Source organism: Acinetobacter schindleri, assembly GCF_010918895.1.
Lineage (GTDB): Bacteria > Pseudomonadota > Gammaproteobacteria > Pseudomonadales > Moraxellaceae > Acinetobacter > Acinetobacter schindleri.
Genome location: NZ_CP044483.1, coordinates 2250973 through 2266604, shown reverse-complemented (window position 1 = coordinate 2266604; position 15632 = coordinate 2250973). Strand labels below are relative to the sequence as shown.

General features: G+C 41.7%; 14 protein-coding genes and 1 pseudogene. 8 read left to right on the top strand and 7 right to left on the bottom strand.

Annotation, left to right across the window (positions count from 1 at the left end):
• Positions 1 to 25: 25 nt before the first annotated feature.
• Both prpF and FSC11_RS10865 read left to right on the top strand, forming a co-directional pair.
• Positions 26 to 1219: a 2-methylaconitate cis-trans isomerase PrpF gene (prpF, locus tag FSC11_RS10870; protein ID WP_163166845.1), complete on the top strand. Its 1194-nt coding sequence runs from the start codon at positions 26 to 28 to the stop codon at positions 1217 to 1219.
• Positions 1220 to 1471: 252 nt separating this feature from the next.
• Positions 1472 to 2380, top strand: coding sequence for a polyprenyl synthetase family protein (locus tag FSC11_RS10865; protein WP_163166843.1), 909 nt, complete (start codon positions 1472 to 1474; stop codon positions 2378 to 2380).
• A gap of 64 nt (positions 2381 to 2444) precedes the next feature.
• On the opposite strand, the gene putP is transcribed toward FSC11_RS10865, so the two are convergent.
• The 5 genes from putP to FSC11_RS10840 all read right to left on the bottom strand — a co-directional run bounded on the left by putP (position 2445) and on the right by FSC11_RS10840 (position 7199).
• Complete coding sequence (gene putP / locus FSC11_RS10860) at positions 2445 to 3935, bottom strand: sodium/proline symporter PutP (protein WP_004893396.1); 1491 nt, start codon at positions 3933 to 3935, stop codon at positions 2445 to 2447.
• Between the two features lie 215 nt (positions 3936 to 4150).
• Positions 4151 to 5005 carry an SPFH domain-containing protein gene (locus tag FSC11_RS10855; protein ID WP_004810953.1) on the bottom strand — a complete coding sequence of 285 codons (855 nt, stop codon included), beginning with the start codon at positions 5003 to 5005 and terminating at the stop codon, positions 4151 to 4153.
• Positions 5006 to 5028: 23 nt separating this feature from the next.
• Positions 5029 to 5490, bottom strand: coding sequence for an NfeD family protein (locus tag FSC11_RS10850; RefSeq protein WP_004810952.1), 462 nt, complete (start codon positions 5488 to 5490; stop codon positions 5029 to 5031).
• A gap of 99 nt (positions 5491 to 5589) precedes the next feature.
• Positions 5590 to 6507 carry a patatin-like phospholipase family protein gene (locus tag FSC11_RS10845; RefSeq protein WP_163166841.1) on the bottom strand — a complete coding sequence of 306 codons (918 nt, stop codon included), beginning with the start codon at positions 6505 to 6507 and terminating at the stop codon, positions 5590 to 5592.
• Positions 6508 to 6569: 62 nt separating this feature from the next.
• On the bottom strand, positions 6570 to 7199 hold the full coding sequence (locus FSC11_RS10840; protein WP_163166839.1) for a 1-acyl-sn-glycerol-3-phosphate acyltransferase: 630 nt from the start codon (positions 7197 to 7199) through the stop codon (positions 6570 to 6572).
• A 134-nt stretch (positions 7200 to 7333) separates the two neighbouring features.
• Between FSC11_RS10840 and FSC11_RS10835 the strand changes: the two genes are divergently transcribed.
• The 3 genes from FSC11_RS10835 to FSC11_RS10825 all read left to right on the top strand — a co-directional run bounded on the left by FSC11_RS10835 (position 7334) and on the right by FSC11_RS10825 (position 10733).
• Entirely contained in the window at positions 7334 to 8578 is a 1245-nt protein-coding gene (locus FSC11_RS10835; RefSeq protein ID WP_163166837.1) for an MFS transporter, read from the top strand.
• 137 nt (positions 8579 to 8715) lie between these two features.
• The gene (locus FSC11_RS10830; RefSeq protein WP_163166835.1) at positions 8716 to 9903 is read left to right on the top strand and encodes a porin; all 1188 of its coding nucleotides are present in this window, start codon (positions 8716 to 8718) and stop codon (positions 9901 to 9903) included.
• A gap of 140 nt (positions 9904 to 10043) precedes the next feature.
• Complete coding sequence (locus FSC11_RS10825) at positions 10044 to 10733, top strand: HAD family hydrolase (RefSeq protein WP_163166833.1); 690 nt, start codon at positions 10044 to 10046, stop codon at positions 10731 to 10733.
• Here FSC11_RS10825 and FSC11_RS10820 read toward each other — a convergent pair.
• Complete coding sequence (locus tag FSC11_RS10820; RefSeq protein ID WP_163166831.1) at positions 10730 to 11410, bottom strand: DUF421 domain-containing protein; 681 nt, start codon at positions 11408 to 11410, stop codon at positions 10730 to 10732. The genes FSC11_RS10825 and FSC11_RS10820 overlap by 4 nt on opposite strands.
• 397 nt (positions 11411 to 11807) lie before the next feature.
• Here FSC11_RS10820 and FSC11_RS10815 point away from each other — a divergent pair, with 397 nt between their 5' ends.
• The 3 genes and pseudogenes from FSC11_RS10815 to FSC11_RS10805 all read left to right on the top strand — a co-directional run bounded on the left by FSC11_RS10815 (position 11808) and on the right by FSC11_RS10805 (position 14281).
• Positions 11808 to 12527: a carbonic anhydrase gene (locus tag FSC11_RS10815; RefSeq protein WP_163166829.1), complete on the top strand. Its 720-nt coding sequence runs from the start codon at positions 11808 to 11810 to the stop codon at positions 12525 to 12527.
• Between the two features lie 111 nt (positions 12528 to 12638).
• A pseudogene (locus FSC11_RS10810) lies at positions 12639 to 13667 on the top strand (molecular chaperone DnaJ).
• A 206-nt stretch (positions 13668 to 13873) separates the two neighbouring features.
• Positions 13874 to 14281 (top strand): endonuclease domain-containing protein, encoded by a 408-nt coding sequence (locus FSC11_RS10805; RefSeq protein ID WP_163166827.1) that lies wholly within the window; start codon positions 13874 to 13876, stop codon positions 14279 to 14281.
• A 110-nt stretch (positions 14282 to 14391) separates the two neighbouring features.
• On the opposite strand, the gene FSC11_RS10800 is transcribed toward FSC11_RS10805, so the two are convergent.
• Positions 14392 to 15630, bottom strand: a complete 1239-nt coding sequence (locus FSC11_RS10800) for a PIN domain-containing protein (protein WP_227590980.1) — start codon at positions 15628 to 15630, stop codon at positions 14392 to 14394.
• Between the last annotated feature and the right edge of the window lie 2 nt (positions 15631 to 15632).

Below are 15632 nucleotides of genomic sequence, written 5' to 3'. Positions count from 1 at the left end.
GATCAGACAAAGGAAGATAATAACGATGAGTTTTGCCCCGCAAATTAAGATTCCAGCTACCTATATGCGTGGCGGTACCAGTAAAGGTGTATTTTTCAAGCTGGAAGATCTTCCACCTGCAGCACAACAGCCGGGCAAAATCAGAGACCAGTTACTCTTACGTGTGATTGGTAGCCCAGATCCTTATGGCAAGCAGATTGATGGGATGGGGGGAGCCAGTTCCAGTACCAGCAAAACGGTCATTCTGTCTAAAAGCCAGCAACCTGATCATGACGTAGATTATCTGTTTGGACAGGTTGCAATTGACCGACCTTTTGTCGACTGGAGTGGTAACTGCGGCAACCTGACAGCAGGTGTAGGTTCATTTGCGATTAGCAATGGTCTAGTGGATTCCTCTCGTATTCCGGAAAACGGCATCTGCACAGTACGGATCTGGCAGGTCAATATTCAGAAAACCATTATTGCCCATGTGCCAATTGTGAATGGGCAGGTACAGGAATTGGGTGATTTTGAGCTAGATGGTGTCACCTTTCCAGCAGCTGAAGTTCAGATCGAATTTCTGGACCCTGCCGATGATGATGCCGAGGGGGGAGCCATGTTTCCGACAGGTCATTTAGTCGATCAGCTGGTTGTTCCAGAATACGGTACCTTTGAAGCAACTTTGATCAATGCGGGTATTCCGACAATTTTCCTGAAAGCTGAAGACCTGGGTTATCAGGGCACAGAGCTGCAGGAAGATATTAATAGTGATCCGGTAGCGCTCGCTAAATTTGAAACCATTCGTGCTTATGGCGCATTAAAAATGGGGCTGATTTCAGATATTACTGAAGCAGCTCAACGTCAGCATACGCCGAAAATTGCTTTTGTGTCACAATCTAAAGCTTATGTGTCTTCAGGGGGTAAAGCGATCACCGAATTAGATACCGATGTATTGGTACGTGCCTTATCGATGGGTAAGCTGCATCATGCCATGATGGGAACCGTCGCGGTTTCGATTGGCACTGCAGCTGCGATTCCAGGAACATTGGTAAATCTGGCAGCAGGTGGGGATGAGCGTGAAGCGGTGCGATTTGGTCATCCATCAGGGACTTTGCGCGTTGGGGCACAAGCTACTCAGGAAAATGGTGAATGGAAAGTGAAGAAAGCCATCATGAGCCGTAGTGCGCGTGTCTTGATGGAAGGCTGGGTACGTGTGCCTGCAGAAGTTTTGAAAGAATAGAATTAATTTAATGAAATCTGCTTATATAAAAAACCATTGTTCGTACAATGGTTTTTTATATTCAGGTCAGCACCTTTAACATTCTAGATAGCTTCTTTTCATTAAAAATGATCTTGGCTCTTGATAGAGCAAAATCAGCAGACGAATTCAAGCTGATAATTCAGGATATTTAGAGGTACAATGCAGGAATAAAGCGGCAAGTTCCTTATTCTTGTCATCGAAAATATATTGAACAACCGATCTGAGGCGAATGTGTCATCTACAACTGAGCTGTCAACCCATGCATTGACTCAAGCACAACATCGTATTCAACAGGACCTATTGACAGCATTAGATGCTTTTGCCATTACTGAGCCGCTGAAATCGGCCGTACACCATGCAGTGATGCTGGGTGGAAAACGTGTACGTCCAGCCTTGTGTTATGCCACAGCCGCGCTTAAACCGAATCAGAATACTGCTGCTGTGCGTCGTGCTGCAGTCGCAATCGAGTTCATTCATTGCTATTCACTGGCGCATGATGATCTGCCTTGTATGGACAATGATTTGCTGCGTCGTGGACAACCAACCTGCCATGTTGCCTTTGGTGAAGATACCGCATTGCTTGCTGGCGATATTCTGCAATCCATGGCTTTTGAAATTTTAGGCAGCCGTCTGTTTGATCAGGGCCCTGCAGTTGAGCCAGCAATTGTATTAAAGCAGATGCAGATTCTGGCGACAGCATCTTCCAAGATGGTCAATGGTCAGGTTTTAGATCTGCAGTCTGAAGGAAAACGAATTGACCAGGAAGCATTAGAAACCATTCACCGTAATAAGACCGGTGCACTGATTTCAGCAGCCATCATGATGGCTGCGGTGACGATTTTTGAAGGTACAGATTTGGCGATTCCGAAACTGCGTGAATTTGGGCAGGCCATTGGTCTGGCTTTCCAGGTGCAGGATGATATTCTGGATATCATTTCTGATACTGAAGTATTAGGAAAAACAGCAGGTAAGGATGAACAGGTAGAGAAATCGACTTATCCTGCGCTTATGGGACTCGAGCAGGCAAAACAGTATGCTAAGCAGTTGCATGATCAAGCCTTAAATGCTTTGGCTCACTTCGAAGGTCAGGCTGAAGAATTAACTCAGATTACACAGTTTTTGTTACATCGCAAAAGTTAATTTTCATAGGGATGTAGCGCATAAAAAAGAGGACATTTAGTCCTCTTTTTTATTTCAGCTCATTTTATTTGCTTTCATTGTACAGACGTTCTGCCTGTTCAAAACGGTCAGTAATTTCTTCTGTCGGCGCTTTGCCCATTAAGCTCACCACAATAATAGTGATCATTGAACAGATGAAACCTGGAATGATTTCGTACAGACCAGTGTCTGCAAACAGGTTTTTCCATAGGATCACAACAGTTGCACCCACAATCATACCGGCCAAGGCACCATTCAGGGTCATACGTTTCCAGAACAGTGACAGGATAATCAATGGACCAAATGCAGCACCAAAACCAGCCCAAGCATAAGCAACCAGCCCAAGCACTTTAGATTCCGGATTACCCGCCATCCAGATCGCAAGCAGGGCAATCAATAGCACCATCAAACGGCCGACCCAAACCAGTTCTTTCTGAGAGGCATTTTTACGCAGAAAAGATTTATAGAAGTCTTCAGTCAAAGTACTTGAGCACACCAGTAACTGACAGCTGAGTGTACTCATTACCGCAGCCAGAATCGCAGCCAGAACTACACCGGCAATCCATGGATTGAACAGAATTTTAGTCAGCTCCATAAATACGGTTTCAGGATTGGCATTGACCACACTTGCCAGTTCTGGATGTGCCTGGAAGTAAGCAATACCAAAGAAACCGGCTGCGACCGCACCACCCAGACACAGTATCATCCATGTCATGCCAATACGACGTGCATTCGGAATCGATTTCACCGAATCTGCTGCCATGAAACGCACCAGAATATGCGGTTGACCAAAATAACCCAGACCCCAAGCCAATAAGGAAATAATCGCAACAAAGCTCAGATCACCCATGACATTCATGGCTTGTGGACGAGCCGCTTCAAGTGCCAAAGTGATTTGTGACATATCGGAGAAAGATAAAATAGCCACAATTGGTGTCAGCAACAAAGCAAAGATCATCAGACCCGCCTGAATCGTATCAGTCCAGCTGACAGCCAGGAAGCCACCAATGAATACATAACTGATCGTCGCAATCGCGCTAATCCAGAGGGCAGTACTGTATGGCAGTTCAAACATGCTTTCAAACAGACGTGCACCTGCGACCATGCCTGAAGCGCAGTAAATTGCGAAGAAAATCAGGATCACGAATGCAGAAACCACACGCAGAACTTTTTTCTGGTCGTTAAAGCGGTTCGAGAAATAATCTGGCAAGGTCAGGGCATTGTGCTGTACTTCAGTATGTACACGTAAACGTCCAGCCACCAAGAGCCAGTTCAGCCAGGCACCGATAATTAGGCCAATTGCAATCCACATTTCAGACAGACCTGAAAGATAAATTGCCCCGGGCAGTCCCATTAGCAGCCAGCCACTCATATCGGAAGCACCAGCAGAAAGTGCAGTGACAAAACTACCTAAACGTCGGCCCCCTAAGATGTAGTCGGAAAAGTTTGTTGTCGCGCGATAAGCCATCAGGCCAATTACGATCATGGCAACAATATAAAATAGAAAGGTGATTAAGGTTGGATTTAGGGAGCTCATACGGTATCCATTTTTAAGTTGGACAGTAGATCGAAATAAGGATTATGGCAAATGTTATGGTCTTTAATCCGAAAGCCATGCAACATTAAATCCAGAAGATTTCAAAAATAAACGCGAAATTTAACCATAATTTCACAATCTTTGCTGAGATTTTCTTGATTTAAATGAAAATAGGCAGTCATTCGACTGCCTATTTGATTCATATTTCTTAACAGTTAATTGTTGCGACCCATAACGCCACGAATGGTATTCATAATATCTGCTGGCAAGACCACAGTCTTGGCATTTGGAGATTTCGCCATATCCTGCATGGCTTTTACATATTGCTCGCCAAGTAAGTAAGCCACAGGAATTTCTTTATCACCAATCGCCTGAGTCACCATATCAATAGCACGCTGTGAAGATTCAGCCAATACCACTTGTGCTTCCGCATCACGACGTGAGGCTTCAAGACGACCATCTGCTTCCAGAATGGCTGCCTGTTTTTCACCATCGGCTTTAGTTACTGTGGCACGACGTTGACGTTCAGCCGCTGCCTGTTCTTCCATCGCTGCCTGCATGGTATGCGATGGTTTGATGTCCTGGATTTCTACGGTTTTCAGGGTAATCCCCCAATCTGAAATATCATCCGAAATACTGGCTTTCAAACGTGCCTTAATATGATCACGAGATGACAAGGCATCATCCAGATCCATTTCACCGACAATCGAACGCAATGAAGTCTGAACCAGGTTCTGAATCGCCCAAGAATAGTTTTCAATCCCGTATACGGCTTTTTCAGGTGTAGTCAGGTTAATATAAGCTACAGCATTCATCAGCAAGACTGCATTATCTCGGGTAATCACTTCCTGAGAAGGAATATCCAGCACAATATCTTTGGTCGTCACCTTATAAGCAACTTCATCGATATAAGGAATCACGAAGTTCAGGCCAGGATTCAGGGTAGAATGGTATTTACCCAGACGCTGTACAATCCACTTATAGCCTTGAGGAACAATTCGTACACCTTTGAAGATGGTGACGGCCACAAAGACCAGCAGGGCCAATACAATAATAGAACTTATACTCATGTCTTTTTCACCTTTTCCTTTTCTTAATTATTGCTATGTGGTTGTACCACCAGGTCATTACCGAGAATATCGACCACACGAACTCGGTCGCCAACTTGTACCGGACTGAGGGTACGACATTCCCATTCATCTGAACCGAGGACAGGGAGTGGAAAGCGGACTTTAACTTGACCGTGATCCAGATTGGTTTGAATCACCATCCCCACCTGACCAATAGTTGCTTCACGTGACAGTCCGGCTTTGGTCTTGTCTGTAGACAGCGGTTTAATAAACTTGAACCAGGCCAGGGTACACAGTACAGAGAGAACGATCCAGGTCAGCAGCTGCGTGGTCAGTCCCATCATCGGGAACATCCAGTACAGAATACCCACCATAATGGCCCCAATACCAAACCAGAGTGCAGCAAATGCTGGCAGAATTAACTCTGACAGAATCAGGATAATGCCAAGTACAAACCAGTGCCACGGTTCAAGAACAAATTGCATAAATTGACCTATGTAATTCAAAATTAAATATTCATCATGATTTTTATCTTCACTTCAATGTAGCAGATGCAGCAGCGGATGAATACCTGCAATCCCGATTTAGAACCTGGCCTTGCGTGGCGGTTGTAATGCAGCTGGAGACTTGCTGAAATCGTTGATGGCCTTTTCAATGGCCCGGATTTTTAACTGGGCCGCCTTTTCACCTTCCAGAATCGTTTCATTACTCGATTTCAGATCCAGTGTACCAATATGTCCGACCTTCGGCTGAATGACCACGTTAGCCTGAGCCAGTTCTTCATTAATACTTTGCTGACCCATAATATTAATGGTCTGATCCAGTAGGCCAAACATGTTCATGGCTTTGTTGGCATCCGGACGCGCTGAGATATCAACTGCAATGACAATATCCGCTCCCATATCTTTGGCTGTTTTCACTGGAATTGGACTGACTAATCCACCATCGACATATTTGTTACCCCCAATCACCGCTGGCACAAAGACATTTGGAATACTGCAAGAGGCACGTACCGCCTGACCGGCATTGCCTTTGATAAAGTCAGCCTTACGGCCATTATCCAGGCGGGTAGCTACCGCAGCAAAACGGATCGGGAACTGTTCAATGGGTTTATTGGCCACGTTCTTATTTACATAATCCTGTAGCTTTTGACCGGCGATAATACCCTGACGGTTTAAGGTCAGATCACGAATATCCGCTTCTTTAAAATTAAGCGCAATTTGTTGCAGCTGATATGGAGTTTTACCGCTGGCATACAGACTGCCGACAAAACTGCCGGCACTGGTTCCAGTCACGATTTTAGGTTTGATTCCATGTGATTCAAGGACTTTAATCACGCCGATATGGGCAAAGCCTTTCGCTCCGCCACCACCCAAGGCAAGGGCAATGACAGGTTCACGGGCTTTAAGCGTCGGGGTAATAACAGGTTTCGATGGGCTTCTGTCACAGGCTGCAAGGCTTAGGCCCAAACAGCCAATTATTGCATAACGAATTAATTTCATTCTAAAAATAGAGGATTAAATAAGCAAATTACGGTTATCAGAGCAAAAAAAAGACATTTTGCCTAGCGTTTTTTCACCAGTTTTTGTAAAGGCTTGGCAATCCAGTCCGGATTTTTTGCCGAGATCTTGCCTTCATAATGGGCATAGATCTGCTCCAGATCATATTCATAATCACCGGTTAAATGGTATACGCCCAGGATATGAATGGTTTTAATGTCATAGTCAAAAGAAAACATCACAATCGGCAGGTTGGCAGCTTTGGCAATATGATAAAAACCGCTACGGATTTTTTCCGGTGCCTTACGCGAACCTTCAGGTGCCATACCTACCCAGATCCGATCAGTCTTGTTAATGACATCAACAATCTGTCGGGTATGTCCTTGAGGGGTATCACGTACAACCGGAACCACACCAATCCATTCCAGAATCGGTTTAAGTGGTGTGCGGAATAAACTGTCCTTGCCAAAAATCGTGATCTGAATGCCGAGACCGAGCAGAGCATTAAAGCCCAGCCAGGCATCAATATTAGAGGTATGCGGAGAAATGATGGCAACAGCTTTTGTCAGATTTGGAAATTCACCTTCCATTTTCCAGCCTTGAGCAAGAAAAAGCTTTTTATAAAATGTCCGGCTGAATTTACTGCCACGCCCAGGGACTAAAGCAGGCAGGTCAGGAAAGGAAGTATTTGCCATCTTATAAGACTCTTGAATTACGACAATATTCTTTGTTTTTTTATTATATTATTCCTTCGTGATAATTTTTTCACTGGCAAAATATCCATGCCAGATGATGTTTTCTGGAATGTTTGATCAGCCAAGGACTTTTAATGCCAGCCATGCGCAACCTCTATGTTTTGCTATTTTCCTTATACTGGGCGCAAGGTTTACCGGTGGGATTTATGACGCATGCACTTCCAGTAATTTTGCGTGCTCAAGGTGTATCTTTGACGCATATTGGGGGATTCGGCCTGCTGATGCTGCCTTGGTCAATCAAAGTCTTTTGGGCACCTTTAGTCGATCGTTATGGTTCTACAAAAGGCCATTATCGTAGCTGGATTATTCCCGCACAGTTATTGTCTGTCATCGTACTCATCATCCTGTCCTTTATACCAATTGAGGCATTAAATCAGCCAGTTTATCTGCTGGCTTTTTTTGTGGCACTGCTATTTATGAATGGCATTGGGGCGACACAGGATATTGCTACGGATGGACTCGCGGTCAATATTCTGAGAAATGAACAGCAGCACTGGGGCAATACCTTTCAGGTGATGGGTTCACGTCTGGGTTTTATTGTCGGTGGCGGTGCCATCCTATGGCTTTTGGATGTCCTGCAATGGCAAACGACGTTCCTGATTTTAGCAGCTCTGGTCTTTCTGAATACTTTACCAATACTTTTATTTAAAGAGCCGCAACATGAAAACCTGAACGAGATTGCCAAAGCTCAGCAAAATAAATTCCAGTTAAAAACCTATTTTCAATATTTTCTCCAACAGCCTACTTTACGCTGGTGGCTGGCGATTCTGGTGACTTTTAAAATTGCGGATGGCCTGTCTGGACCTCTATTAAAACCGTTAATGGTAGATATGGGACTGAGTTTTAGCCAGATCGGGATTTACGTGACTATGCTCGGTGCATTTGCAGCACTGATTGGAGCAGGACTTGCGGGCTGGTGCCTGAAAATATTTTCCCGTGCCCGAACTTTGATGGCTTTCTCAATTATCAAAATTATCACCTTAATAGCGTATGCCTGGCTGGCAATGCAATACGAAGCCAAACAGTCAGTTGCACCCATGGTGATTTACTTGATTAATGCGGCTGAAGATATGATTTCTGCCATGTTATTAGTCGTGATGCTGACTTTAGTTATGCAATACAGCCGTAAACATCTGGCGGGGACGGACTTTACATTTCAAGTAGCGATCATGGCGACGGTGAGTGGCGGGCTTTACAGCATAAGTGGAATATTAGGGGATAGATTGGGTTATCAGGATTATCTGTATGGCATCGTTTTTATTGCAATATTGTGCTTAATCCCGATAAGCGGTTGGATAAAATACCGTAAAATTGATTGAAAAATTATCTAAATCAAATGTTTGATTGAATATTAGCCTAAAGTACTAAAAAGAATATATAAATACATTTTTAATAATTTTGTAATATAAAGACGTTGTGTATGATTTGTTACAAAATAAACCAAAGGATTATTGAAATGAAAACCAAGTTAGCGACAGCGATTGCATTGAGCCTATTGGCGGGGACAACTTTTGCAGCACCAACTTTCTATGGTGAAATTGACCTTTCTGTTGACCATGTACAGGCAGATAATAAAAATGGCGTAGAAGATCGTCATATTACTGACCTAAATTCAAATAACTCATTCCTTGGTTTAAAAGGGGATGAAAAGCTAACTGACCGACTAAGTGCACTTTACCAAGCAGAATTTACTTTCTATGGTGATGAAGGTTCAAATAGTAGCAATGACGTTTTTGTACCACGTAATATTCTAATCGGTTTAAAAGATGAAAAAATTGGTGCATTAAAAGTTGGTAAAATTGATACGCCAGTAAAGCAACTTTCATCTGTAGTAGATACCTTCAATAACTATGTAGCTAACAATGCCGATGTCGCAGGTATCATGGCTGGTGAAAACCGTATTGATAATGTACTTGTTTATGAAACACCAGCTTTCCAAGTAGGTGAAGGCAAGATCGAAGCTAAACTTCAATTAGCGACCGGTGAAGGTAATGACACTATTAAAGCAACTAAAGGTGGTTCAACTGTTGCTGGTCGTGGCCTAGGTGATTCCTGGTCTTCTTCTGTAGTCTATTCAGACAAAACTTTTGTTGCTGGTTTAGGTTATGACAAAGCAATTCCATCTCGTTTATTGGCACGTGGTTTCCTGAACGCTGACTCAAGAGATGTAGGTGTGCGTTCTAATTTTACAACTGAGTTAAATACGCTTCGTGCTATTGGTCGTGTAAATTTAGATAATGGTTTGTCAATCCGTGGTTTGTACCAAGTTTCTGAAGTTGAAAATGCAAATGCAAGTACACCTATTAACGTAGTATTAGATGCAGATACACCGGATGAAAGAACTGTAAATGTTGCCCCTGCCTTTGCTCGTAATATTGACGATGCGCAAGCTTGGTTGGTAGGTGCGGAATATAACTTTCCAAATGCTAAAAATTGGACAGTGAAGGGGCAGTATAGCTATAGCGATGTAACGTTTGATGATGCTACTTCTGACTTTGAAGCTAAGCAAATCCTTGCTGGTGTTGACTATGCTTTCTCTAAACAAGTAAAAGTGTACGGTACAGCAGGCTACCTGACGATTGAACAAGGTTCCGATGAAGATAATCAGTTCCTTTTAGGTACAGGTTTCGAATACAAATTCTAATTTAGACTTTGTATGCTGAAAAAAAGGCGATGTTTTTACATCGCCTTTTTATATGGAATTTTGTATAGCTTATGAGTTTAAACCCATTAGCCGCAGGGTTTGAGCTGTTAAAGTAAACACAAAAGTTTGATGTAACTATTATGACTGTACGAGCTGTTTTATTTGACCTGGATAATACACTGACACATCGCGATTTGAGTGTGCAGGCTTATAGTCGCTATCTGGCAGAGCAATATAGTCAGATGCTAAATCTAGCCGATATCGCAAAAATTACCGAGATCGTACGCCGTATTGATAATGGTGGCTATCCGAAAAAAGAACTGCTGACCCATTCCACAATTGGTGGATCAGTCGCTTTTGCGCTTCTGCAAGAATTGTCCTGGCAATCTCAGCCAGCATTAGAAGAATTGAGTGATTTCTGGTTCCAGAATTTTGGCCAGTTTGCCGTCGCCATGCCGCAAGCAGAAAACTTATTGCAATCACTTAAAGCCGCAGATTATAAGCTAGCGATTATTTCCAATGGTGGACATGACACCCGGATGAATATTATTAACGGGCTGGGGTTTGCTCATTATTTTAATGAAATCATGAGTTCAGGTCTGGTTGGCATCAGTAAACCAAATCCTGAAATTTTTCAATATACTGCGCAAAAACTTGCTGTGGCTCCAGAGCATTGTCTTTATATTGGAGACCATCCTGTCAATGATATTCAGGGTGCACAGAATGCCGGTATGCAGACTTTATGGATGGAAGGATTCCATACGCCTTTACAGCAGATAGAACACAAGATCCAGAATCTGGCTCAAGTGCTGGATTATCTCAAATATTAAGTCTGACGCTGGGTATTGATGGCTTTGATCCATTTGCAATATTTACAGCGCTGGCAGATCGCATCTGGACTAGACAGCAAAACCACGTTGCCGCAATGCAGACAGGCATAATAAGTATGTGGTTCAACTTTTGTAATGAGATCCTTTTGGGCTTTAGGAAATAAGGGCAAGCCATAACGGACTTCTTCGGGACTGTAAAAGAGTATGCTGAATTTACCATCGCTTTCTAGCAGTCCAGTACGAATTTGTCCCAAATGTTCAGCACCTTGCTGACGCATTTCGGCAAAGAATTCATCATGCGACATTTTGCCTTTGGAAATATGCTCAAGCACCATTTCACCATTTTCCACAATATAAAGCGGTTTGCCTTCGAGCAGATCTTCGAAGGATTGATATTGCATGGTCAGGTAGGTGGTAAGACGGTATAAAATAATAATGGTAGCCATGACGATAAACGCCTGCAGCAAAGGCAGTGTTTCATCGAACATAGGATCCCCTGCGATCGAACCCAAAGCCAAGATAATTGCGACTTCGAAAATAGAAAGTTGACGTACCCCACGTTTACCGGTCAGGCGCAAGAATACAATGATCATGGTATACATGACCAAGCAGCGCAGCAGAATTTCGCCAATAAAGGTCCAGTCAGTGTCATGGATAAAAATCGTGAAAAAATCCATAGGCTTAGCTCATATTTCCTTAAGTGAACTGAGTGTAGCAATGAACTTGGATGCGAAGTTTAGTGATTATGTTTATACAGGTAAGATCTCGATATCATCAGTTATCAATTAGCCGATGATGAACATGAATTACCAATTTAAAAATATTATATTTTTCAATTAATAACAAAACTATAAAACTCCAACGACATTCAAGTTTGAGAATGGAATCTTTTGTGCTTGTTTCAAATTTCCGCTCTGTTTTAATAATACCCGTCTGAATTTTTTAATATCATAATCATTATTATAGATATTATTTTATTAATAAATCAGTTGCTTAATTATATCGTATGGAAAATTAATGTATGAATATTCATGCATTTTGACAAGATGATTGATAATAAGGGTGGGTGAATAGATGAAAAAGGCTATGTTATGTGCAGTTGCTTTTGGACTAATGAATACGGCATATGCGGATGCAGACTGGGATTATAAGCATACCCATCAGTGGGGTTCACTGAGCGATAAATATGCTGCATGTAATAGCGTAAATCAGTCACCTATTAATATCGAAGGCAGCGTAAAGGCAGAACTGGAACCTTTAAAGTTCAGCTATAACACCATGATTCATGCGATCGAGAATAAAGGTCATACCGTGCAGGTGGATTTTGCTCAAGGTGGCGAATTGCAGCTGGACGGCGATACCTTTGTGCTGAAACAGTTTCATTTGCATAGCCCGAGTGAAAATCTGATCAAGGGTAAAAGCTATCCACTAGAAATTCATTTTGTGCATGCCAATACTAAAGGTGAGCTGGCTGTGGTCGGCATGATATTCGAGCAGGGTGCAGAAAGCCAGATGCTCAAACGTATGTGGAATCGTTTGCCGAAAAAACAAGGTGAAAAAGTGGTATTACGCAAGCCGCAACCGGTAAATCAGATGCTGCCTAAAAACCTTGATTATTATCGCTTTAGCGGGTCACTGACGACACCACCATGTTCGGAAGGGGTACGCTGGCTAATTCTAAAAGATATTCAGCAGGCTTCGGCACAACAGATTGCAGCGTTCGCTAAACTTATGGGACATCCGAATAATCGTCCGATTCAGCCCTTAAATGGACGGGTTATTGTTGAAAATTAATTGATAACTCCATTAAGCAGACTGCGGTCTGCTTTTTTTATTTGCAGTAAATCAGCAGTCACTTAAAAGTTTTAGGGATAAAATAGCATTTATTTGCTTTGCATGTTTGCTATGTCTTTTGATTTAAAAACCACTGTTCAGCCCGATGCCGAGCTTTCACCGCAGCAGAGAAAGCTGAACCGTCTGATTGATAAAATTGAACAGCAGCAGCTTGAACTGAAGCAGTGGCAGCAGGCGCAGGAACAGATTCAGCAATATACCCGTCAAACCTTGATGCCGGTCTATCATGAGTTACATACAGTACTGTTTCAGTAACTGGAACAGTTATGGAAGCATTTGCATGAGGCAGAATTTTCCAAGGCCGAGGCGACGCAGCTAGATGTTAAAATCCAGTATCTTACGGCTTATTTAACCGACTCCCAATCTTTATCAAAACAACAGGCCGAGATAGTTGATGAGATTTACAATTACTATCAACAACATATTGAATACACCCAAGCCAGAAAAAATAAAAAGCAAAGCGTAAAGGATGTTGAGCTGTTCTTTGCTGATGACGATACTTCGGATCAGGTGGCACCTGAAGATTTTGAAGAATGGGATAGGGAAAAGTACAGACAAGCAAGAGAGCAGGCCAAGCTTAAACGCCAGCAGGAAAAACTGGAACAGGTTACAAAGTTGGCAGAGCAGTCTTTAAAAACAGTGTATTTAAAAATTGCTGCGACCATTCACCCGGATCGTGAACCAGATGAAACCAAAAAAGTAGAAAAGACTGAGTTACTGCAACGAGCGAATGAAGCCTATGCAGCGCAAGATTTATTTTATTTACTGAAATTACAAATCCAGATTGAGCAGAATCGGGGTGTTTCACAAAAAGGTTTAAGTGCCGAGCAGATGAAGTTTTATCAATTGGCTTTGGATATGCAAAGCCAGAAACTGGATGAGCAAATAGAAGAAATTATTCAATTTTTGAGCTGGAATAAAAAAGGCTATATAGGCAAGGTGAAAATTACCGATTTATATAAGCAGGTGGATGCAGATACTTCAACGATGAAAAAGCAGTTAAAAGGGGAGAAAGAAAGGCTGAAATATATGAAGAAGATGAGTGGGGTAGAGATGTTGATAGAGCATCAAGTTCTTTAGTTTCCCTCACCCTTTGCGAAGCAGTGCTTCTCATCCCATAGGGAGAGGGTGCTGCACGTGATTTTATAATTTCATTGAATCCAAAATGAAAGTTCCCTCTCCTGAGCAAGTTTTAAAGCACTGCTTTAAAACGAAGCGCAAGTGAGGGTTAGGGAGAGGTTATGAAAATCTGTTATCCTCCCGCAAAATTATAAAAACAAAATCTCATGAACAAAACACTCGATTCCCAACTACTTATCTTTGCCAAATCCCTGCGCCATACTGCCACCGATGCAGAACACCTGATGTGGCAAGTTCTGCGTGCCAAGCGTTTTATGCATCTTAAATTTCGTCGTCAGCATGTGATCCAACCTTATATTGTAGATTTTTACTGTCATGAAATTGGTTTAGTGATTGAGTTGGATGGTGGTCAGCATGGAATGGATGATGCCATTGAATATGATACTGAACGGACAAAGTTTTTAGAGGCTTTGGGTTTAACGGTGGTTCGGTATTGGAATCATGATGTGTTAGGGCGGACGGGTGTGGTGTTGGAAGATTTATGGAATGTGTGTACTGAGCTAAAACTAAAAAATGGAAAAGTTCCCTCTCCCTCGGGGAGAGGGCTAGGGTGAGGGCAGAATTTATAATGAAAGGAATATTAAAAAACACCTCTCCCTAACCCTCTCCTAAAAGGAGAGGGAATTCCATTGTGGAATCCACGTAGGTACTAAATCAAATGCCATTACCTCTCCCTATAGGAGGGTCCTGATAACAGATTTTCTTTGTCAGATACAATTTTTTCAATAGATTCGATATTTAATTCGGCTTCTCGATAAACGTCATGAAAATATTCATCGAATTCTTCTTCACCTAGTTGAGAAATTTCACTCAGATTTAGTGATGTAGTATTAATTTTTATTGAAACGATACCAGAAATATCTAATAAACGAGTTTCTGAAGCTTCGAATACATGATCGTTCCAATCACTTACATATACGGCCCACTCATCGTCGAGACGACTATAATATTCATGCTTATCTATAAAGTACTCAATTTCTGCTTCAACCTTTAAGTTAAAATGGAAGCCAAATTGATCCTCACCATAGTGAATGGGATTACTCAGATCTATATCAATATTATTTCCTTGATAAGCTGAAGAAATGGTTGCTTCATTTTCATCATTTGAATAGGAGATGTCATAGATTTTTCTATTCCAGATTTCTTCACTTATGTAATCTGCTAAATAATCCTGAATAGTAGGATTTTTAATTTCTGAACGTTGTATGAAAGATAATACATTTCCTATTTGACGATCGATAATATCCAACCCTTTCAATTTATCCTGTATATCAGTACTTTGGATAAAAAAATCTACATTTGGATAAATTTTATAATCTGGCAATTTAGAAAAAGTATTAACTACTTTTTTATCACTGGCAATAATGACCAATTCAGAGAAATTTTTCTTGATTTCTTCAATTCCACGGCAGATAAAACTATCGGGAATATCTTCTCTATTTTTAGGCGATGTTAGTGGAGCTATTCCTCTAAAATAAGCCTCTAATGCCGAAATAGCTTGATTAGTATCGATTGGTTGTATGTTTGCATTTAAACCCCTTAACCAAGATTGTGAAAATGAATCAGCATCCTCATTGATATTAACTTCTGATTCTTCAATCTTTTTTTTAATATCATTAATAATTTCATGTACCAATGGAGATTTTGGAACTCTTAAAAACTTCTTAAGGCTTTCTTTAAGTTGGCGATATTCTTTCAGATAATATTCTAATTCTTGGGTTTCTAATTCTCTTTGTACTACATAAGGAGCATGTACTGTTAATAGATTAGCTTTTATTAGTCTCTTGAGAGCCAAATAGGAAGCATCTTTTTGACTTTTATTTTTGCCAATACCACTGGTATCTAATGCTATATGAATCATAATTATAAAAATAAAGGGCTGAATAATCAGCCCTTTACACAAAT

Coding starts and splice junctions, on each gene's coding strand:
- FSC11_RS10815 (WP_163166829.1), top strand. CDS start 11,808: ATGAAAAAGGCTATGTTATGTGCAGTTGCTTTTGGACTAATGAATACG.
- putP (WP_004893396.1), bottom strand. CDS start 3,935: ATGAGCTCCCTAAATCCAACCTTAATCACCTTTCTATTTTATATTGTT.
- FSC11_RS10840 (WP_163166839.1), bottom strand. CDS start 7,199: ATGGCAAATACTTCCTTTCCTGACCTGCCTGCTTTAGTCCCTGGGCGT.
- FSC11_RS10820 (WP_163166831.1), bottom strand. CDS start 11,410: ATGGATTTTTTCACGATTTTTATCCATGACACTGACTGGACCTTTATT.
- FSC11_RS10830 (WP_163166835.1), top strand. CDS start 8,716: ATGAAAACCAAGTTAGCGACAGCGATTGCATTGAGCCTATTGGCGGGG.
- FSC11_RS10835 (WP_163166837.1), top strand. CDS start 7,334: ATGCCAGCCATGCGCAACCTCTATGTTTTGCTATTTTCCTTATACTGG.
- FSC11_RS10850 (WP_004810952.1), bottom strand. CDS start 5,490: ATGCAATTTGTTCTTGAACCGTGGCACTGGTTTGTACTTGGCATTATC.
- FSC11_RS10805 (WP_163166827.1), top strand. CDS start 13,874: ATGAACAAAACACTCGATTCCCAACTACTTATCTTTGCCAAATCCCTG.
- FSC11_RS10845 (WP_163166841.1), bottom strand. CDS start 6,507: ATGAAATTAATTCGTTATGCAATAATTGGCTGTTTGGGCCTAAGCCTT.
- FSC11_RS10825 (WP_163166833.1), top strand. CDS start 10,044: ATGACTGTACGAGCTGTTTTATTTGACCTGGATAATACACTGACACAT.
- prpF (WP_163166845.1), top strand. CDS start 26: ATGAGTTTTGCCCCGCAAATTAAGATTCCAGCTACCTATATGCGTGGC.
- FSC11_RS10855 (WP_004810953.1), bottom strand. CDS start 5,005: ATGAGTATAAGTTCTATTATTGTATTGGCCCTGCTGGTCTTTGTGGCC.